The organism is Streptomyces sp. Je 1-4 4N24 (assembly GCF_026239515.1).
Taxonomy (GTDB): domain Bacteria; phylum Actinomycetota; class Actinomycetes; order Streptomycetales; family Streptomycetaceae; genus Streptomyces; species Streptomyces nigrescens.
Genome location: NZ_CP110836.1, coordinates 1579847 through 1599821, shown reverse-complemented (window position 1 = coordinate 1599821; position 19975 = coordinate 1579847). Strand labels below are relative to the sequence as shown.

General features: G+C 71.3%; 15 protein-coding genes, 1 tRNA gene and 1 riboswitch. Of the genes, 7 read left to right on the top strand and 9 right to left on the bottom strand.

Translation table 11 applies throughout. The annotated features are described in order from the left end of the window. Positions 1 to 190: 190 nt before the first annotated feature. On the bottom strand, positions 191 to 1135 hold the full coding sequence (locus SLV14N_RS06700) for a zinc-binding dehydrogenase (RefSeq protein WP_263268570.1): 945 nt from the start codon (positions 1133 to 1135) through the stop codon (positions 191 to 193). Between the two features lie 138 nt (positions 1136 to 1273). Between SLV14N_RS06700 and SLV14N_RS06695 the strand changes: the two genes are divergently transcribed. Beyond that, entirely contained in the window at positions 1274 to 1717 is a 444-nt protein-coding gene (locus SLV14N_RS06695) for a MarR family winged helix-turn-helix transcriptional regulator (protein ID WP_208680186.1), read from the top strand. A 33-nt stretch (positions 1718 to 1750) separates the two neighbouring features. Here the strand turns inward: SLV14N_RS06695 and fdhD are convergent, their stop codons facing one another. Further along, positions 1751 to 2608, bottom strand: coding sequence for a formate dehydrogenase accessory sulfurtransferase FdhD (gene fdhD / locus SLV14N_RS06690; RefSeq protein WP_208680185.1), 858 nt, complete (start codon positions 2606 to 2608; stop codon positions 1751 to 1753). A 196-nt stretch (positions 2609 to 2804) separates the two neighbouring features. Next, entirely contained in the window at positions 2805 to 4100 is a 1296-nt protein-coding gene (locus SLV14N_RS06685; protein ID WP_263268568.1) for an FAD-dependent monooxygenase, read from the bottom strand. Positions 4101 to 4916: 816 nt separating this feature from the next. Here SLV14N_RS06685 and SLV14N_RS06680 point away from each other — a divergent pair. Both SLV14N_RS06680 and SLV14N_RS06675 read left to right on the top strand, forming a co-directional pair. Next, positions 4917 to 5303: a chorismate mutase gene (locus SLV14N_RS06680; RefSeq protein ID WP_263268567.1), complete on the top strand. Its 387-nt coding sequence runs from the start codon at positions 4917 to 4919 to the stop codon at positions 5301 to 5303. 463 nt (positions 5304 to 5766) lie between these two features. Next, a complete protein-coding gene (locus tag SLV14N_RS06675) occupies positions 5767 to 7362 on the top strand; it encodes an aldehyde dehydrogenase family protein (RefSeq protein WP_263268565.1) in 1596 nt (531 codons plus the stop codon). Positions 7363 to 7384: 22 nt separating this feature from the next. On the opposite strand, the gene SLV14N_RS06670 is transcribed toward SLV14N_RS06675, so the two are convergent. Then, positions 7385 to 8719, bottom strand: coding sequence for a DUF2254 domain-containing protein (locus SLV14N_RS06670; protein ID WP_263268563.1), 1335 nt, complete (start codon positions 8717 to 8719; stop codon positions 7385 to 7387). A 105-nt stretch (positions 8720 to 8824) separates the two neighbouring features. Between SLV14N_RS06670 and SLV14N_RS06665 the strand changes: the two genes are divergently transcribed. Beyond that, a tRNA-Leu gene (locus SLV14N_RS06665) sits at positions 8825 to 8912 on the top strand. Positions 8913 to 9194: 282 nt separating this feature from the next. Here the strand turns inward: SLV14N_RS06665 and SLV14N_RS06660 are convergent. Continuing rightward, the gene (locus tag SLV14N_RS06660) at positions 9195 to 10136 is read right to left on the bottom strand and encodes a carotenoid biosynthesis protein (RefSeq protein ID WP_263268562.1); all 942 of its coding nucleotides are present in this window, start codon (positions 10134 to 10136) and stop codon (positions 9195 to 9197) included. A gap of 131 nt (positions 10137 to 10267) precedes the next feature. On the opposite strand from SLV14N_RS06660, the gene SLV14N_RS06655 reads away from it, so the two are divergent. After that, a complete protein-coding gene (locus SLV14N_RS06655) occupies positions 10268 to 10909 on the top strand; it encodes a TetR/AcrR family transcriptional regulator (RefSeq protein ID WP_263268561.1) in 642 nt (213 codons plus the stop codon). Between the two features lie 301 nt (positions 10910 to 11210). Beyond that, positions 11211 to 11353: riboswitch (TPP riboswitch) on the top strand. Between the two features lie 14 nt (positions 11354 to 11367). Here SLV14N_RS06655 and SLV14N_RS06650 read toward each other — a convergent pair. From SLV14N_RS06650 to SLV14N_RS06640, 3 genes are read right to left on the bottom strand one after another with little or no spacing between them, the layout of a single operon-like run. Next, on the bottom strand, positions 11368 to 12930 hold the full coding sequence (locus tag SLV14N_RS06650; RefSeq protein ID WP_263268560.1) for a GMC family oxidoreductase: 1563 nt from the start codon (positions 12928 to 12930) through the stop codon (positions 11368 to 11370). 15 nt (positions 12931 to 12945) lie between these two features. Continuing rightward, a complete protein-coding gene (locus tag SLV14N_RS06645) occupies positions 12946 to 14520 on the bottom strand; it encodes an APC family permease (protein ID WP_263268559.1) in 1575 nt (524 codons plus the stop codon). Then, on the bottom strand, positions 14517 to 15986 hold the full coding sequence (locus tag SLV14N_RS06640; RefSeq protein ID WP_263268558.1) for an aldehyde dehydrogenase family protein: 1470 nt from the start codon (positions 15984 to 15986) through the stop codon (positions 14517 to 14519). The genes SLV14N_RS06645 and SLV14N_RS06640 overlap by 4 nt, the downstream gene beginning before the upstream one ends. 233 nt (positions 15987 to 16219) lie before the next feature. Between SLV14N_RS06640 and SLV14N_RS06635 the strand changes: the two genes are divergently transcribed. Next, positions 16220 to 16729 carry a DUF6314 family protein gene (locus SLV14N_RS06635; RefSeq protein WP_263268557.1) on the top strand — a complete coding sequence of 170 codons (510 nt, stop codon included), beginning with the start codon at positions 16220 to 16222 and terminating at the stop codon, positions 16727 to 16729. Between the two features lie 109 nt (positions 16730 to 16838). Here the strand turns inward: SLV14N_RS06635 and SLV14N_RS06630 are convergent, their stop codons facing one another. Beyond that, positions 16839 to 18359: a hypothetical protein gene (locus SLV14N_RS06630; protein WP_208680175.1), complete on the bottom strand. Its 1521-nt coding sequence runs from the start codon at positions 18357 to 18359 to the stop codon at positions 16839 to 16841. Between the two features lie 196 nt (positions 18360 to 18555). On the opposite strand from SLV14N_RS06630, the gene SLV14N_RS06625 reads away from it, so the two are divergent. Beyond that, positions 18556 to 19923: a CdaR family transcriptional regulator gene (locus SLV14N_RS06625; RefSeq protein WP_263268555.1), complete on the top strand. Its 1368-nt coding sequence runs from the start codon at positions 18556 to 18558 to the stop codon at positions 19921 to 19923. Positions 19924 to 19975 lie beyond the last annotated feature (52 nt).

Sequence of the window (19975 nt, the reverse complement as noted above, 5' to 3'; positions counted from 1 at the left end):
TGTGCATCGCGACGGAAGCTACTGCCGCGTGCGGACCGCGACAAGGAGCATGCGCCGGTTCTCCGTGCCGCAGCCGGAATTCACTCTCCCGGCCCGCAGGTACTGCGCCGGGTGCGCCGGGTGCGCTGCGGGGGCCGGGAGTGCCGCGTGTGCCGGGCGCACCGCATGTGCCGTTTACGCCCCCCGGGCTTCATGGCCGCAGCACCACCTTGCCGAGGTTGGCCCGGCCCTCGATGATCTCGTGCGCCTTCGCGGCCTCGTCCAGCGGCAGTTCGGCATGGACGGCGGCCCGCAGCCGGCCGGACCCGGCCAGCTCCCACAGCTGTGCGCGGTGCTCCTCGTACAGCTCCCGGTGGACGGTGGAGAAGTGGCGCATCGTCAGCCCGGTGACGGTCTTGTCGCCCGCCAGCAGTTCATACGCCGGGACCGTGCCGCCACCGGAGTTGAAGAAGATCAGCCGGCCGCCGGGAGCCAGCGCGGCCAGCGCCCGCGGCAGCAGCTCGCCGCCGACGCCGTCCAGGACGATATCGGCCGGTGCACCCCAGGACTCCTGGTCATAGGTCACCACCTCATCGGCCCCCAGTCCGCGGAGGAACTCCGCCTTGGCGGCCGAGCTGACGGCGGCCACCACCCGGGGCACCCCCTGGAGCTTGGCCAGTTGGACGGCGAGATGCCCGGTGGCGCCGGCCGCGCCGGTGATCAGTAGGGACTCGGTGCCCCGCGGTGCGGCGGTGCTGAGCGCGGCGAGCGCGACATGCCCGCTGCGCACCAGCGCCACCGCCTCCACGGCGCTCGCCCCGTCCGGTATCCGGCTCGCCAGAAAGGTGGGCGCAAGGGCGAGTTCGGTATAGGAGCCGGTGAAGGTGAGCGAGGTGACGCGGTCGCCCAGGGCGAAGCCGGTGACGTCCGGGCCGAGCGCGACGACCGTACCGGCGATCTCACCGCCGGGCATGGAGGGCAGCGGATCGCCCCCGCCGTTGCCGTCACCGCGCACCCGCCGTACGCACGGCAGCGTGACGCCGATCGCCTCCGTACGTACCAGGAGTTCACCGGGGCCGGGCGCCGGCTCCTCCGCCGTCTCCTCGACGCGCAGGACGTCGGGACCGCCGTAGGAATGGAATCGGACGCGGCGCATGGGCGGACACCTCCAGGATCGGCGGCCGGTGCGTACCGGCCAGGCTTCATTGGATCCCCCAACGATAACGCCAAATCATTGGTGCTGCCAATGGTTTTTCGTTGGGCCCTCCAATGGGTTTCTCGCTACGGTGGCCCCATGGCCGACACTCCCTATGCCCCCAGCCGTATCCGCGCGCTCCCCAGCTGGCTGCTGGGCCGCGCCGCCGCCCGCGGCCACCGCCTGGTCGCCGACGCCCTCGCCGCCGAAGGCATGCGGATGATGCATCACGCCGTCCTCTCGGCGGTCGACGAACTCGGTCCGGTCTCCCAGGCGGAGCTCGGCCGGACGCTGGCCATCGACCCCAAGGACATGGTCGCGATCGTCAACGACCTTCAGAAGGACGGGCTGGTGACCCGCACCCCCGACCCCAAGGACCGGCGCAAGAACGCCGTCGAGATCTCCGCCGACGGCCGGCGGCGGCTGCGCCGCACCCAGCAGCTCGGCGACGAGGCCAACGCGGAGCTGACCGCGGCCCTGACCCCAGCCGAACGCGAGCAGTTGATCGCCCTGCTGACCCGGATCGCGCTGCCGGAGGGGTGAGGTTCGGCCGCCGGGCCGTGCGCGGTGTGCGCCTCAGTCCGTGGAGGCCGCCGCGCTCAGCGCGAGCCGGTGCTCACCCGCGTACACATTCATCGAGGCGCCGCGCAGAAACCCGACCAGGGTCAACCCGGTCTCGACGGCCAGATCGACGGCGAGCGAGGACGGCGCCGAGACCGCGGCCAGCACGGGAATGCCCGCCATCACCGCCTTCTGCACCAGCTCGAACGAGGCCCGGCCGGAGACCATCAGCACACAGGAGGACAGCGGCAGCTGCCCCTGTTGCAGCGCCCGTCCGACGATCTTGTCGACGGCGTTGTGCCGCCCCACGTCCTCCCGGATGTCGAGCAGCTCGCCGTCCGTCGTGAACAGCGCCGCGGCATGCAGGCCACCCGTCCGCTCGAACACCCGCTGGGCCGCCCGCAGTCGGTCGGGGAGGGTGCTGAGCGTCGCCGGTTCGATCCGGACCGGGGTGTCGGGGGAGGTGTCCAGGGGCCAGCGGGCGGTGGTGCGCACCGCGTCCAGGCTGGCCTTGCCGCACAGTCCGCACGACGAGGTCGTGTAGACATTGCGCTCCAGGGAGATGTCCGGGACCGGAACCCCGTCCGCGAGCCGGACATCGACCACGTTGTAGGAGTTGCTCCCTCCCTCACCGGTGGCCCCCGCGCAGTAGACGATGTTCGCCAGTTCGGCGGCGCTCGCCAGGACGCCCTCGCTGACGAGGAAGCCGGCGGCGAGCGCGAAGTCGTCCCCCGGGGTGCGCATGGTGATCGCCAGCGGCTTGCCGCCGAGCCGGATCTCCAGCGGCTCCTCGGCGACGAGGGTGTCCGGGCGGGTGCTCACGGCACCGTCGCGGATGCGGATGACGCGGCGTCGCTCGGTGACCCGTCCCATGTCTGATCAGTCCCGTCCGCACCGGGCGGGCGCAGTCCCGGTGCTGTATGTGTCGTCGGCCCAAGCGGCCCTTGATACGGAGATCGCCGATACGGAGATCGCCGTGGCCACCGGGCTGTCGTGGGGGCGAGGTGACCTCGGCGTTCTCATTCTCCTGCACAGGGCGGGTGGGGCGGTGCGCCGGGGACGGGCGGTGTCAGTTCTGCATCTCGCGGCCCCCGAACGCGCCCGAGCCGTCGGCCGCGGACCAGGCCGCCGCCAGGCCGGCCTGGTCCAGCGTCCGCCAGTCCGGGGTGTCCTGCACCAGGAACCGGCCCAGCCGCCGTCCCAGCTCGACCATCGCCCGGCCGGTCGCACCGCGCTCGGCGCCGTACGCGTCCAGCGCATCCGGCCGCTCCGGTACGGCGCGCAGCGCCGCCTCCAGGGCGGCGGCATCCTGCAGTGCCTTCACCGCACCGCCGGCCGTGTGCGGGCGGGCGACGGTGGCCGCATCGCCCGCGAGCAGCAGCCGGCCGGCGGTGTAGCGCGGCGCCGTGAAGTCGTACATCGGCTGGATGAACATCTCTTCGCGGGGCGTCAGCCGGATCAGCCCGCCCCAGTAAGGCGGCAGCAACTCGTCGGTGACATGGGCGAGATGGGTGTGCAGGGCGTCGGTGAGGGTGCCGGGCGGCAGGCTGGTGGGGGTGTCCAGCGCCAGGTCGGGACCGGCGGGCGGGGCGGTGTACAGGACCCAGTTGGCGCGGTGGCCGCCGTGGCCGTCCGGGATGCGGTAGATGATGACGTGACCGCCGGGGAAGACGACGTAGATACAGTCCTCCACCGCCCAGGGAGTGGCCGGCAGGCCCGGCAGGTCGAGTGCCGCCAGCCGCTCGGCGGGGACGGCGCCGCGCCAGGCCAGATAGCCGGCGTAGCCGGGCCGCACCTGGGGAAACGCGGCGTCGCGGACCGTCGAGCGGTAGCCGTCGGCGCCGATGACCAGGTCGAAGCGCTCCGTACGGCGCCCGGCGTGAGGCCGCGCGCCGCCGCTCTTGTCGCTGCCGATTCCGCCGTCGTCGAGTTGCAGGGTGGCGCCGTCCGCGGAATGGCTGACCCCGGCGACCCGTACGCCTGACCGGAAAACGGTCTCCTCCGGCAGCCGCTGCCGTAACTCCCGCCAGAGTGGCCCCCAGCAGTACGAGCGGAACGGGAAGGGCAGGACGGCGAGCGGGCGGCCGAGCGGTGCGGTGCCGTCGCGGTGGTACCAGCGGCGGGTGGTCAGCTGCACCCAGGGCATGGCGGCATCCAGGTATCCGGCGGCCGCGAGTTCGGCGTACCGGGCGTCGTGCACCGCCAGGCCGACACCGCGGTCGGCGAGGTGGCCGGCGGTGCGTTCGAGGACGGTGATCCGGCCCGCGCCGGCGCGATGCGCGGCCAGTGCCGTGGCGCAACCGGCGATACTGCCGCCCACGACGGCGACATCGGCACCTGCGATCTGGAAGCGATTCGAGTTCATACGGCGGGTCCCCCTGCACTCTCCGGCGGCCGGTGGTCGGCCGGCGGCCTGCTGTCGACGGGCCACATTCTCACAGGAGTTGCCCCTTTCCGGACGTGACCCGTGCGGCGGAGCAGCGGGGTCGTCCAGGAGGGGGCAGGGGACGCGCGTGCGGCGACCTCGGTTGTCCGGAGGTGGACGCCGGGGGTGCCGCGGTCGCCGGGACGCGGCCGCTCCCGCGTACGACGGCCGGCCGCGGACCGGGTCACGATCATGAGCCCGGCCGGCCATGGGAGAAACAGGAGAAGAAACAGGAGGAAGACGGAGGGATGGCCGGGTCGTGGTGTGGGTAGGTGGTTGAACCGGGGCCTGGTCAGCGCCCCGGATTCCGGGCCGGCCGACGCCGTGGCCCGCGAGGAACGGCCCGGTGACGGGATCTGTGGGGGATCCCGCCACCGGGCTTACCGAAGACACCGCCTCCTTACGAGGGGGAGTCACCGGCACCGGCGGCCTCGGTCACCGCCGCTGATCCCGTGCCGAACTCCTCCGTATCCCGGCCCTCTTCACCGTTTCGGGTGCTCTGCTCGCGCGGCCCTCACTGTCGGCTCCCGGCACCACCGCCGGACCGCGCTCGCCTCCGGCGCCTGTGATCGATGCCGGCACCCTCCCACCGACCCGGCCGGATCAGGCCACCCCACCCCACCTACCCGGTCCGATCCGCGAGACCAGCCCAGGTCACCGGCCTCTGTCCGGGTAATGTGCAGCCGATCACGCAGGACGTGCCCGAAGCACGACACCGCATCAGGCACCCGACCGACCACGAATGGCGAGACGCACATGAGCGAAGGGACAGCACCGGCGGCCGGCGAAGCGGCCTCCGTCGCCGACGAGGCGGCCCGTGAGCGGCTGCGCTACCTGCGCGGCAGCATCGACAACCTCGACGCCGCCCTGGTGCATCTGCTCGCCGAGCGCTTCAAGTGCACCCAGCAGGTCGGCGAACTCAAGGCCCGGCACAGCCTGCCGCCCGCAGACCCGGCCCGGGAGGCCGCGCAGATCGAACGGCTGCGCCGGCTGGCCGAGGACGCCAAGCTGGACCCGGCGTTCGCCGAGAAGTTCCTGAACTTCATCATCGGCGAGGTCGTCCGCCACCACCGGGCGATCGCCGACCGTACGCACGAGGCGTCGACGGAACCGGTGGAATCAGCCGGACCCGCCACGGGCTGAGCCCCGTACGCACGACGGACGCCGTCGCACCGCCCGCGCGGCACCGCCCCGCGGGCGCCCTCGTCTCCGACGCGGCCGGCAGCACACCGGGCCGTGAAGCCGACGGCGCCCCGGCCGCGAAGCCCACGGCCCACCGGCCATGAAGCCCACGGCCCACCGGCCGCGAAGCCGACGGCGCCCCGGCCGCGAACCACCACGCCCTGAACGCAGTTCGGCGGCGGGGCGGGCCCCCGGATGCCCCTCTCCCCGCAGATTGGCGCAGCTCGTCCTTGACCATCCGCCCCACGGTCGCCTCACCCAGCTGGCCCCGCCGCCCACGCCGAGTGACACTCGCCATACCTGATGCCGGACCGTCCCGCAGTGTCACCGCGCCCACTACCGTCCAGTAACACGGTTCCCCCGGGAGCCGCCCGAGCGCCACCACCCTGCCCCTCCGGCCGTGCACCGAGAGCGGAGACACACGATGGCCACCACCCCCGAATCCCCCGCGGACCCGCGGCGGAGCGCCCGCCCCGCGCCCGTCCCGACGCTCGTCCTGAAGCCCGGTACGTCCTGGCAGGACGCCTGGCAGCGCAGTCTGGCCGCGGCCCCCGAGGCGTTCCGCGACGACCAGGCCCTCAACCTCTGGGGCGCCGCCTGGCACCCGGACGGCCACCCGCTGCCCGCCACCAGCCCCGTCGACGGGAGCCCCACCGCCGGCCCGCCCCGGCTCGACGCGGACGCCGCGCTGCACGCCGTACGCGCCTCCCTCGACCAGCACCGTGCCTGGCGCCAGGTCCCGTTGGCCGAACGCAAGGCCCGGATCTCCGCCACCCTCGACGCGCTGACCGAACACCGCGAACTGCTCGCGCTCCTCCTCGTCTGGGAGATCGGCAAACCCTGGAAGCTCGCGCAGGCGGACGTCGACCGGGCCATCGACGGGGTCCGCTGGTACGTCTCCGAGATCGACCGGATGCTCGTCGACCGCACCCCGCTGCCCGGCCCGGTCAGCAACATCGCCAGCTGGAACTACCCGATGTCGGTCCTGATCCACGCGATGCTCGTGCAGGCGCTGGCCGGCAATGCGGTGATCGCCAAGACGCCCACCGACGGCGGTCTGGTCTGTCTCACCCTCGCCTGCGCCCTGGCCGCTCGGGAGGGCGTCCCGGCCACCCTGGTCAGCGGCAGTGGCAAGGAGCTCTCGCCCTCCCTCGTCCGCTCACCCGAAATCGGCTGTGTCTCCTTCGTCGGCGGGCGGGACACCGGCGCCCGGGTCGCCACCGCGGTCGCCGACCTCGGCAAACGCCACATCCTCGAACAAGAGGGCCTCAACACCTGGGGCATCTGGAACTTCACCGACTGGCCGGCCCTGACGCCGCTGCTCCGCAAGACCTTCGACTACGCCAAGCAGCGCTGCACCGCCTACCCCCGCTTCGTCGTCCAGCGCGAGGCCTTCGCCGACTTCCTCGCCGCCTACCTCCCGGCCGTCCGCAGCGTCCGCTTCGGCCACCCCCTGGCCGTCGCCGACCCCGCCGATCCGCTCCCCGAGCTCGACTTCGGCCCGCTGATCAACGCCGCCAAGGCCAAGGAACTCGCCGACCTCACCAGCGAGGCGATCTCCCGGGGCGCGGTCCCCCTGCACCGCGGCAGCCTGGCGGACGGTCACTTCCTGCCCTCCCAGGACACCTCGGCCTACCTCCCGCCGACCACCCTCCTGGCCCCGCCCCCGTCCTCCCCGCTCCACCACGCCGAGCCGTTCGGCCCCGTCGACACCCTCGTCCTCGTCGACACCGAGGCGGAACTCCTCGCCGCCATGAACGCCAGCAACGGCGCCCTGGTCGCCAGCCTTTCCTGTGACGACAAGGACACCTACGACCGCCTGGCACCGCAGATCCGCGCCTTCAAGGTCGGCCACGGCAAGCCCCGTTCCCGGGGCGACCGCGAGGAGCTCTTCGGCGGCTTCGGCAACTCCTGGAGCGGTGCGTTCGTCGGCGGCGAACTCCTCGTCCGCGCGGTCACCGAAGGCCGGGCGCCCGAACGCCCGCCGGGCAACTTCCCCGACTACCACCTGATGCCGTAACCAGGACACGGAACCGGCGGTCCTAGCCGATCCCCTGCCGATCGGGGGACGAGGCGAACCGCCGGTCCGGCGCCGACGGCACCGCACGCTCCACCGCCTGCAACAGGAGCGTGCGGTGCCGCACCAGCGGCTCGCGGCGCGGCTCCGGCGCGAGCAGCAGCAGATCATCGATCCCGGCCAGCATCCGCCGGGTGACCTGCGGACTGTGCACGGCGGCCGCCCGGATCTCGGTGAGCCCCAGGTCCACCAGATCGGCCCAGCCCGGCACGTTCTGCACCAGCCGTACGGTTCCCCGCCGGTCCCGGTGGTGCACCGCCCCGAGCGGCCGCCGTACCACCGCCGCGAGAATCTGCACGATCCGGTCCAGGCACTGCACGGCCGTGGTCGGATCGTTCACCGCCGGCGACAGCGCACGCAGCGCGATGTCCGACAACTGCCGCAGCCCGAGCCCGAGATCCTGGTGAAAGGTGCGCTCCACCCCCACCGACACCGTGCGCCGCAGCGCCCACCGGGGCGGCGTCGTCCCGCCGTGCACCGCCAGCACCGGCGTCCCCGGCAGCACGAAATCCCCGATCCGAGGAATCAGCCGCAGCACCACGCCCTGCCGCCGCGCCACCCGCACCAGCCGCGCCACATGCGCATCCAGCACGACCCCCGCCCGGCCCGCATGCGCCACGCGCCCCGTCTCGGGCGCCAGGGAGGCCCGGTCCTCCGCGCCCTCCCCGCCCGTGCCCTGCCGCGCCAGCATCCGCAGCGTCTCCCGGGTGATCCGGTCGACCACCGGCCCCACCTGCATCAGCCGCAGCGTGGCCGACACATACGCGATGAACAGCACGAGGCTGAGCCCCACCAGGACCATTGTCAGCAGGCTCTGCACCACGGGCACCGACGTGATCTGCCGGACATTGGTCTCACTCTCGTACGAGGTGAGCACCAGCAGGGAGAAGAGGAAGGTCGCCAGGAACACCGTGAGCGTGATCTTGCTGATCCGGCTGCGGATGAAGATCCGCACCACCCGCGGGGTGAGCTGACCGCTGGCCATCTGCACGGCGACCAGCGAAATGCTGAAGACCACACCGATGAAGGTCATCATCGCCGAGCTGATCGTCGTCACGATCGTCCTGGTGTCCTCGGCGATCGACACCAGTTCCCGGACCGCCGCATACGCCTTCTCGCGCTGCAGCAGCGCGACGATCTCCAGGTCGAGCGTCGATGCCCCCCACCACAGCAGCACCGCACCCACCAGCCCCGCCGACGGCGCGAACCAGAAGGTGTCCCGCAGATGCTCCCGCAGCGGTGACAGCGCACGTGGCCTGCGCGGACCACTGATATGTGCGATATGTCCCTCATTGCCCATAAATCGAGGTTATGTGGGCGACGGATATGCAGGTGAAGGGCACTCCGAAAGCTTGGTATTGTTGTCCATGTCGCCGCGGGGAACGCCCCGCGAAGATCACACCTAGTCCGGGTGGCGGAATGGCAGACGCGCTAGCTTGAGGTGCTAGTGCCCTTTATCGGGCGTGGGGGTTCAAGTCCCCCCTCGGACACCAACAGGGACCCCAGTTGATCTGGGGTCTTTCTGTTTCTCCGGTGAGCGGTGCCGGACGCTGACGGAGGCCGCTTCGAGGTTCTCCCCCCTCCCGTCTCCAGGTCGGACCCGCAGCAGAAGGGGACCCCGGAACGGATCCCGGCGCGGCGTGCGGCGCCGGGCTTGCCGGTTGTGGATGCCGGCAAGCCCGGGGCGGGCGCTCCATCGATTTCTTGATGGTGCGCGCTGAATGAGGTGGTTTCTCAACTGCGGCAACGGAGCGGGGCGATGGAGGTGCCCGTGGTCATGAGGATCGCTGACCGGCTGCGCTCAGGGTCGGAGTGTCCGGGTGGTCCGTCCTCGGCAGGGTGGGGCGCCCCTGGGCGAGCTGCAGTGCGGCGAGGACGGCCACGAAGAACATGGTGACGATGCTCATCAGCGCGGCGGTCTCATCGATGTCCCCGGTCCACCACGTGTGGCCGGCCGCATCCGTCACCGACTCGCTGTCACCACTGACAAGTCCGGCAAGGTAGCGAGTCGGGTACTTGAGCGCGACGGCGGCGTACATGGCGATGGCTTGGTAGTAGTACGACTTCGGCAGCGGTATGACGTCGACCGTGGCCTCGCCGCGGTGGCGCAGGAAGAGCGCGAACAGCTGGAAGAACAGGTAGACCGTGAGGAACCAGCCGAGGTAGTTGACCAGCGGTACGCCGAAGAAGCCACCCCCTTCCTCCCAGATCCAGTTCTGCTGCACGGTGGCCATTCCGGGGTCCATGCAGATGTCCCAGAAGACCATCGCGAACGAGGCGACGGCGGGGACGGCCACGGTGTTGAACAGGCCCGATCCCCTTCGCACGGGTCCGATCAGGACGGTGCCCATCACCCATGACAGATACCCGACAGCGATGTATGCGGGTCCGATGAGCAACGGTACGAGGAAGAGCTTGGCGCCCAGTCCGTCCGTGTAGTGGTAGTGGCCGAAGGGGAAGCCCGTGATGATGCTCAGGTTCTCCATGATGTTGCTGACGACCAGCGTGATGACGGCGAAGGTCACCACGGCCCGCCAGCCGTAACGCTTCGTGCCGTGCACCGCCCCGAAAACAATCAGGGGACCGACGAACGCCAGGTCGGCCAGGGCGCTGGGAAGCACCGGCGACAGTAGCGCGCACAGCGTGAACACGGCGACCACCGCCCACAGGGCAAGGCTGGATGAGGCTTTGCCTCGCTGGTTCGAGTGCTGGTTCATCTTCGCGGCTCCGTTGTTCAGGGTTACGCCGATGTGGCGAGCGAGTCAGCTCGGATCGACAGCAAAACCGACTACTGCGGTAGTCAGAATGCTAAAACTGAAGAACCCGTTCGTCAATTAGACTGACTGCCATGACAACCCCCCATCCGCCCGTCCGCGCCTACGCCGGGGTCGGCGCCTCCGAGCGCATCGCCGCTCGGCGAACGAAGCTGATCGAGGCAGGTCTCAAGCTCTTCACCACCCGGGGTTACATGGCCACCGGGGGCAAGGACCTGTGCCGCGAGGCCGGACTCACCGACCGCTACTTCTACGAATCCTTTGCCAACCGGGAGGTTCTCCTCCTCGCCGTGTTCGACACCGTGACCGAGCAGTTGCTGGACCGCATCGCGCAGGCGGCGGCCTCGGCGCCCCAGACCTCCCCGGAGCGAGAGCAGGCCACGGTCGAGGCATTCGTGCGCGAACTCGCCGCAGACCCGCGCAAGGCCTGCCTGATCTTCATCGAGGTGCACGGCGTCAACGACGTCGTGCGACAGCATGCCCGCGTGGGCTTCCTGCGCTTCGTCGATCTTGTCGCCGCCGTGATCCGCGACATCCTGCCGCCGGGCACACCTGAGACCCAACTCCGCATGACGGCCCTCTCCGTCATCGGGGCGATGGCTCAGGCGGTGACCGCCTGGCACAGCAAGGAAGTGGACATCCCGACCGAGCGCCTGATTGAGCACTGTGTCCAGGTTTTCGAGGCCCTCGTCCGGGCGGGCGGGTCGCACTCGTAGGGCGCATCAGGCGGCGTGTGCATCGGAATGCTCCGGAGTGCCCGGCAGCGAGCGCGTGATCTCGAGGGGTGGCCAGATCCCTTCAGGCTGGTGTTTTTGCAGGTCGGAGGCCTGAAGGGTGGGTGTCTGGGAGGGGCACTCAAGGCTCCCTCGAGCACCGGTCAAACCCCTGCTGAGCAGGGGTTTTCTGCATTTCTGGGACAGCGGGGCAAGAGGTATCCAAATTGTCTGTTCCATCCCCTTTGTTTGGGAGTATCCTGAAGACCGGCCTACGGGGCGAGCGAGGGAGTTCGACCGGACTGGCCTCGGGGAAGGGAGCTCTGGCTCTCGCCGAGGACAAGAGGAAAGGTCGGGCTGAGAGGCCGAAAGGTCGTAAGACCGGACGGCGACCCCCAAGCACCTGATCCGGACAATGCCGGCGAAGGGAGCCCACCTCGTAGGTCTTTTGTGTGCGCCGGTCAGCCGCTCCGCATCATGTCCGCGCACTTCTCCCCGATCATCATCGTGGTGACGCACGGATTCACGGCCGGCAGGAACGGCATCACCGAACCGTCGGCCACCCGCAGACCCGTGACGCCCTTGACCCGCAGCTGGGGGTCGAGCGGTGTGACCTGGTCGTCGGCGGCGCCCATCCGGACCGTGCAGGAGGGGTGGTAGACGGTGTTGTGCGTGGTGCGGATGTAGTCGAGGAGCTCGGTGTCGGAGTGGGCGGAGGGGCCCGGGGCGAGTTCGGTGCCGGCCCAACCGGCCATGGGGGACTGGGAGATGATCTCGCGGGCGAGCCGGAGGCCGTGGATCATGACGCGCTGATCGTGTTCGTCGGTGAAGTAGCGCGGGTCGACCTTGGGCTTGTCACGGAAGTCGCGGGTGCGCAGGCGCACGGTGCCCAGGGAGCGGGCGCGGGTGACGTTCGGGGTGAGACAGAAGGCGTTCTCCGAGGTGGGGTAGCCGCGGCGGTAGGTGTTCATGTCGAAGGGCACCTGGCCGTAGTGGAACATCAGGTCCGGGCGGTCCAGGCCGGGCTCGGTGTCGGCGAAGATGCCGATCTCCCACCACTGGGTGGAGGAGCGGACCATGGGCTGCTTGGCGTCCCACATGATCACGCCCTCCGGGTGGTCCTGGAGGTAGGAGCCGACGCCGGGGGAGTCGACGATCGGTTCGATACCGGTGGCGCGCAGATGGGTGGCCGGGCCGATGCCGGAGAGCATCAGGAGCTTCGGGGAGTCGATGGAGCCGCAGGAGACGACGGTCTCCCGGCGGGCGTTGACCGTGCGGGTGTGGATCAGGTCGGGGGCGAGGTAGTCCACGCCGGTGCAGTGCCGTGCGGAGTCGAAATTCAGGCGCTTGGCCTGAAGGCCGGTGCGTACGTCGAGGTTCTTGCGGGTGCCCATGACGGGGTGGAGGTAGGACACCGAGGCGGAGGAACGGGTGCCGTCGGGGCGGCAGTTGATCTGGAACCAGTTCGCGCCGCGGATGACGGTCTCGCCGGTGTTGAAGGCAGTGGTCGGGATACCGGCCGCGGCGCAGGCCTCCAGGAGGGCCGCACCGCAGGGGTCGTGGGGCGGGACGGTGCGCAGGACGACCGGGCCGCTGCGGCCGTGGTGGTCGCCGGCGGCGTCGTTGTTCTCCAGCCGCTGGTAGAGCGGGAAGCAGTCGGCCGCGCTCCAGCCCGTACAGCCCATCGCGGCCCACTCGTCGAGGTCCTCGGCCGGGGCCCAGAAGGCGATACAGGAGTTGTGCGAGGAACAGCCGCCGAGCACCTTGGCGCGGGCGTGCCGCAGGAAACTGTTGCCGTTCTCCTGTGGCTCGACCGGATAGTCCCAGTCGTAGCCGGACTCCAGCAGCCCCATCCAGCGGTCCAGGCGCAGGACGTTCTCGTCGCCGGCGTCGGAGGGGCCGGCCTCCAGCAGGCATACGGTGACGCTCGGATCCTCGCTGAGCCGGGCCGCCACGACGGCGCCGGCCGTGCCGCCGCCGACCACGACATAGTCGAACTCGTCCACAGGGGCCTCTTCGGACATCGTGCCGTCTCCAGATCAGGGGGTCGGGTTGCCGGCGTCGCCCGGGGTGCCGCCGTCAGGGCGGAGGGCGGCGTGCATGGCGAGGACGCCCGTGCGCTTGCGCTGGACGAACCAGTAGTAGGCGAAACCGCCGAGCGCCACGACGCCGATGAACAAGAAGGCGCCCCAGCGCAGATACCAGTGCTGCGGACCGGTCGCGTTGTAGACCGCGGCACGCGGCCAGGCGAGGTTGAGGGACATCGCGATGCCCCAGAGCACCGCCAGGACGTTCACCGGAATGCCGAACCTGCCGAGGGAGAACTTGCCCTTGGCCGGGGTCCAGTTGCCCCGCAGCCGTTGGACCAGCATCGGCAGGGTGACCGACAGATACGCCAGATAGATCATGATGATCGCGATGCTGGTGATCACCGAGAAGATCTGCGGCTGGTTGACGTTGATGACCAGGATGCCGACCGCCACCAGCCCGATGACCACGGCCGGCAGCACCGGCGTCTGGAAGCGCGGGCTGACCTTGGCGAGCAGGGAGGCGGCCGGGAGGTTGTTGTCCCGGGCCATCGCGAACGCCAGCCGGATGCCGGCGGTGTGCACCGCCAGTTCGCACACGGTGATCGCGATGACCACACACCAGAGAACGATCTGCCCCACGGTCGAGCCGAGCGTGGAGAGCACCACGTACTGCAGCCCGTCCACCTTCAGCTGTTCGGCCTGCAGATCGGGCACGGCGAGCAGGGCGAAGAGCAGGATCAGACCGCCGATGAGGAAGGACGCGACCAGTGCCCGCAGGATCGCGCGGGGCGCGTTGCGGCCGGGGTCCTTGGACTCCTCACCGAGCGACGAGGCGGTGTCGAAGCCGTACATGACGTAGGCCGAGGCCAGTGACGCGGTCAGGAACGCGCCGAAGTAGCCGAGGCTCTCGCCCTCGCCCAGACCGAAGGTGTTCGTCACCACGGCGGGGCCGCGGGTGACATGCGCGGCGAGCAGCAGGATCAGGACGATGGCGGCGATCAGCTCGATCGCCACGCCCGCGGAGTTGATCCGCGCCATGAGCTTGACGCCGAAGGCGTTCACCAGGGTGGTGAAGGTGATCAGCACGGTGCCGAGCAGTACGGCGTTCTCGGCCGCGGACTTGCCGGTGCCGTCGCCGATGAACTGGAACCACGACGAGATCTGCGGCAGCGTCACCTGGTAGGCCAGCGCCACCGCGGACAGCGAGACCATGGTCGCGGTCACCATCATCCAGCCGCCGAGCCAGCCGATGTGCGGGCCGCCCAGCTTCTTGGCCCAGTTGTAGACCGATCCGGCCACCGGATAACGGGCGGCCAGCTCACAGAAGCACAGCGCCACCATCAGCTGTCCGGCGAAGACCATCGGCCAGGACCACCAGTACGCCGGGCCGCCATGGGCGATACCGAAGTAGAACAGCTGGAAGGTGCCGGTGAGGATGGAGATATAGCTGATTCCGGCGGCGAAGGTGTGGAAGTTGCCCAGCGTGCGCTTGAGTTCCGGCTTGTAGCCGAGCTCGGCGATCGCGTCGTCGTCGTGCGAACCGTCGGCCCGGGTGCCGGGGCGGGAGGGTTCGGGACCGGTCACTCGAACCACCTCTGCGGCCGTGGCGCGGTGTTGCGCCAGACGTGCTTGGCCTCCTGGTACTCGGCCAGCCCCGCGGGCCCCAGCTCACGGCCGACGCCCGACTGCTTCATCCCGCCCCACTCCGCCTGTGGCACATAAGGATGGAAGTCGTTGATCCACACGGTTCCCGCGCGCAGCCGGGCGGCGACCCGGTGGGCACGCTCGCTGTCCTGGGTCCACACCGCCCCGGCCAGTCCGTACACCGTGTCGTTGGCGAGCGAGACCGCCTCGTCCTCGTCGCGGAACCGCTCGACGGTCAGCACCGGGCCGAAGCTCTCGTCGCGGACGACGGACATGTCCGGGGTGCACTCGTCCAGCACGGTCGGCAGGTAGTAGAAGCCGTTCGCCAGCGACGGATCGTCGGGTGCGGAGCCGCCGCAGAGCAGTACGGCGCCCTCGTCGAGCCCGGCCGACACATACGCCTCGACCTTTGCGCGGTGCGCGGCCGAGATCAGCGGGCCGGTGCGGGCATGCTCGTCGAACGGCCCGCCGAGCCGGATCCGCTGGGCGCGGGAGACCAGTTCGTCGACGAAGGCATCGTGCAGCTCCTCCTGGACGAGCAGCCGGGCGCCCGCCGAGCAGACCTGCCCGGAGTGCAGAAAGACCGCCATCAGGGCGTAGTCCACGGCGGTGTCGAAGTCGGCGTCCGCGAAGACGATGTTCGGGTTCTTGCCGCCCAGCTCCAGCGCGATCTTCTTCACGGTGGGGGCCGCCGCGGCCATGATGCGCCGGCCGGTGACCAGACCGCCGGTGAACGACACCATGTCCACCCGCGGGTCCTCGGTCAGCAGCGCTCCCACGGCCGGGCCGGTGCCCAGCACCAGGTTGGCGGCCCCGTCGGGCAGTCCGGCCTCGGCCAGCAGCCGCATGAGGTGGATGGCGGTGTGCGGAGTCAGCTCACTGGGCTTCAGGACGAAGGTGTTGCCCGTGACCAGACAGGGCGCGACCTTCCAGGCGGTCTGCAGCAGGGGGTAGTTCCACGGGGTGATCAGCGCGCAGACACCGAGCGGCTCATGATGCACCGTGCTGGCGATCTCCGTGGCACCGGCGTCCACCACCCGGTCGGTGCCCCCGGCCGCGCCGAGGTTGCCGAAGTAGCGGAAGCAGTTGGCGATGTCGTCCATGTCGTAGCCGCTCTCGACCAGCCGCTTGCCGGTGTCCAGCGACTCGGCCCGGGCCAGCACGTCCCGGTCGCGCTCCAGCAGCTCGGCGACGCGCAGCACCAGCCGGCCGCGCTCGGCCGCCGGGGTACGGGGCCAGGACCCGTCGTCGAACGCCGTACGGGCCGCGGAGATCGCCGCCGCCGCTTCCTTCGGCCCGCCCTCGTCCACGGTCGCGACCAGCGTGCCGTCCGCGGGGCAGCGGATCTCGCGCACCTGCCCGTCGGCCGCTGCGGTCCACTGACCGCCGATGAACAGCTCCGGCATGGTGGTGCCTCCGGTCTCCGGGCTCGTACGGGGCGGCCGCGGCGGGCGCGGCCGCCCCGGCCGGCGGCGTCAGGCCGCCGGCCGGCCCGCCGTGCGGACCTGGGTGACGATCACTGCACCGAGAGTAAGACGGGCGGTGCGGCTCCGCACGGTACGAGGGGCCGGGGGAGAGGGGAGCGGCACCGGGTGGGGCCGACGGAGTGACGCGGGCGGGCGGACGGGAGAATGGACGGATGGGCAGCGAGCTGGGCCGGGACCGGAAGCCGGAGCGGGATGGGGATCGGGATCGGGAGGAGTCGGCCACCGGGCGGCACCCCGTCCCCGACGTCGCGGCGTACCTCTCCGGGCGCTGGAGCATCGAGCGCACCGTCTCCGACCTGCGGACCGGCGCCGAGGGCAGCTTCCGCGGCACCGCCGCATTCCGGCCCGATGCGGCCGGCGGCGGGCTGCTGCACAGCGAGGAGGGACAGCTGAGCTGGGGCGGGACGGTGGCTCCGGTGAGCCGCACCCTGCGCGTACGGCCCCGCCCGGACGGCACCGCCGCGATCGAGTTCGCCGACGGACGGCCCTTCCACGACCTCGACCTGCGGACCGGCCGGTGGACCGCCGTCCACCCCTGTGCCGCGGACCGGTATGAGGGGACCTTCACCGCCGTCGGGCCCGACACCTGGCATCTGGAGTGGCGGGTCGGCGGTCCGGCGAAGGACCAGTTGCTGTGCTCGGTCTACCGGCGGCTGGGGTGACCGCGACCGGGCCGGTGCGGGCGTCCGCGGGATCGGCACACGTACGCAGCGCACGGCACCCCCGGGGACAGGTGTCCCCCGGGGGTGCCGGCGTCGGTCAGGTGAAGGTTCAGGCGGCGGGCAGCTTCCCCCGTCCGAAGAGCTTCCGCTCGTCGTGCAGGGCGAACGGTGTGGTCCGCAGATCGGCGATCTGGATGCCGAAGATCTTCAGTTGCAGCATCAGCTCGGTCTTCAGGTCGTAGCCCGCGCTGAGCGCCCACGCCGGGGTCCCGCCACCGGTCGCCCCGGCGGCCCGTCCGGTGAGGTGGACGGACAGCTCGCCGCCCACGCCCGCCGTGTCGTAGAGGAACACCTCGGCCCGCGCCCCGATACGGGCCGTCGCGGAGGCCGCGCCCTCGACCCGCGGCGCCGTGCCCTTGGTCTGCTGCCGGGCCTCGTGCAGCGGCTGCCAGCCCTGGCTGCGGTCGTACTTCGCGCCGACGGCGAACGAACCGGAGGTGCGCTGGTCGGCGTCGAGCACGATGCGGCCGTCAGCGTTGAAGCGGTAGGTGAAGGTGACCTCGGTGCTGACCACGACGGGAACCGGGCCCACCCAGAAGACGTGCCGTCCGGTGACCGCCGCGAGCGGCACCGCGACCTGCCCGGTGTCCGCCTTACCCCGCACCTTGCCGTGCACCTGCCAGCCATAGCCGTAGGAGCCGCCCAGGCCGATGGCCGCGCGCTGCGGCAGCAGGTTCAGCCCGCCGCGCTTCTCGTACTGGAAGATCAGCTCCGGCCGGAACGACACCTCGCCGGACAGCCGGGCGGGCGATTTGGCGGTTGCCTGCACGCCCTTGGGCAGCGGCACATTGACGCCCAGCCGCAGGGTGGTGAGCGCCTTGCGCGCCTCGGGCGACAGCGCGCTGCCGGAGGAGCTGGGGGCCGGGCTGGTGCCGGAGGGGACGAGCTGGGTGCGCACCCCGGAGGAGTCGGACGCCGACGGGCTCGGGGAGCCGGAGGCGGTGGCGTCCGGGCTGCCGGACGGCGTGTCCGGACCGCCGGACGGAGTGGCCGGGCCGCCGCTGTCCGAACCGGCGCCGGAAGCGGGCTTCTTGACGGTGACACCCGAGGACAGCGGCTTGACCGAGATCTCACCGGGCTGCAACGCCGAGCGCTGGTCCACCTTCTGATCGCCGAGCAGCTCCGAGAGCGTGGCGGGGGACGTGGTCACCCGGACCTTGCCGTCGCGGGAGCCGGTGACCTTGCCGACCTTGAACAGCGCGCCCGAGGGGGCGTGCCGGTTGGGCGCGGCGGCGATCACATCACCGGTCCGTACGGTCTTGCCGGCCGACGGCTTGAGCTCGGCCTGCTTGCGCTGCGCGTCGTACGACGAGAGCTGCACGGAGACCGAATTGCCGGAACGGGTGGGTGCGTCGGACGGCCGGGCGACCGCGGCAGCGCCCTCCGGACCGGAGGCGCGGGCATCGTCCGGTACGGCACCGGGGGCCGTCGGGCCGGTGGCGGGTATGCCGGCCGAGGACGTGCGCGGCGTGTCGGGACCCGAGAGCAGGGCGTGGGTGCCGAGCGCGGCGGGGACGAGTACGCCGACCGCGGCGGCGGGCACCGCGAGGCGACGCCAGGAAACAGCCATGGGATTCCTTGGTGGTGCGGGGGGGGTGACGGGGGTGGAACAGCGGGGCCGCGCACCGAACGCCGGGACGAGTCCGGATGACTGGGGAAAGTCATCCAAGATCGAACATCTGTAGGGGTTCGGGCGGCTTCCTCGTAGCATGGCGACGAATGATCGCTTTCGCCATGGGGAAAGACACCGAGTCGGGAGGGGACGGGTGGAGACTTCCACAACGGTGCCGGAGTCCGCCGCCGCGCTGCACGCCGGGATCGACGCGCTCACCGATGAGGTCATCGACGGCCTGCGGGCCCAACTCCCCTCCTACGCGGCGGTGTCGGCGGACCAGATCCGGCCGAGGGTGATGGCGTCCCTGCGCAACGGCCTCTCGCTGGTACAGCGCTGGACCGAGGAGCGGCGGGCCGCGCGGGGAAGCGGCCGTGACGGCGGTCCGGCGTACGGCATCCCGTCGGCACACCTCGACGAGGTGACGGCCCTGGCCCGTTCGGTGCCCGTCGAGGACATCATCTCGGCCTACCGGATCGGGACGGACATCGTCTGGCGGCGGTTCGGCGAGGAGATGACCGCCCGGGGCGGGACCGCCGAGGATCTGCTGCCGATCGCCGAGACCCTGCGGGCCTGGGTCGACGCCAACACCCTGCGGATCGTCCGCAGCTGCCGGGTCGGCCTCCCGGGCGACGACCCGGCGGCGGACCACCGGCATGCGGCCATGGTCCGCGCCCTGCTGCTCGGCGAGGCACGGTGGGACAAGTCCCCGGCCGGCTTCGGCACCTGGGGCGCCGGGTTCACCGGCGACGGCCCGGCCGACGGACACCGGACCGAGCGGCAGGCCGACGACGCGGAGACCCCGGACGGCCCATACGTGCACAGCGCCCTCCGCCTCCCCTTCCGTGCGCGGCTGCCCGAGTCTTCCCCGCCCGGCGACCCGGGCGGAGCCCCCGCCGCCGCGGGCCATACGGGCCCCGGAGCCCCCGCCGCCGCGGGCCATACCGGCCCCGGCGACCGCGTCTTCCGCCGGACCGTCGATCTGCTGCGTCCCTGGCTCGCCCTGGACGAGGCGGGGCGTCCCCTGGTCACGACCGTGGACGGGGATGTGGCGGGACTGCTGGTCGGGCGCCCGGCCGGGCTGTGCCGCAGCCTGATGCTGGGACTGGGCGCCCCGGCGCCCGCGTCCGGACTCGCCACCGAATTCACCCGGGCCACCCAGGCGCTGCGGGCCGCCGCCGGATTCGGGCTCGTCGGGGCGTTCACCCGTGAGGAGCTGGGGCTACGGGCCACGGTCGTGGCGCTGCCGGCCGTGGGCGAACAGCTGGTACGGCTCCGCCTGTCCCCGCTGGCCGAACGGGGCGAGGACGGCGCCCAGTTGGAGGAGGCCGCGGCCGCCTATCTACGGCAGGGGCTGCGCCTGGAGGCTGCCGCGCGGACCCTCTACGTCCACCCCAACACCCTGCGCAACCGGCTCCGGCGCTTCGAGGAGATCACCGGTACCAACCTCCGCGACCCGGCAGATCTCGCCGAGGTCTGGTGGGCGCTGACCCACCGCCGGTTCCACGGGCCGGCGAGCTGAGCCGCATACGGCAGTCCCCGCCCGGTCCCGGATGCCAAGGCGCCCAACGGGA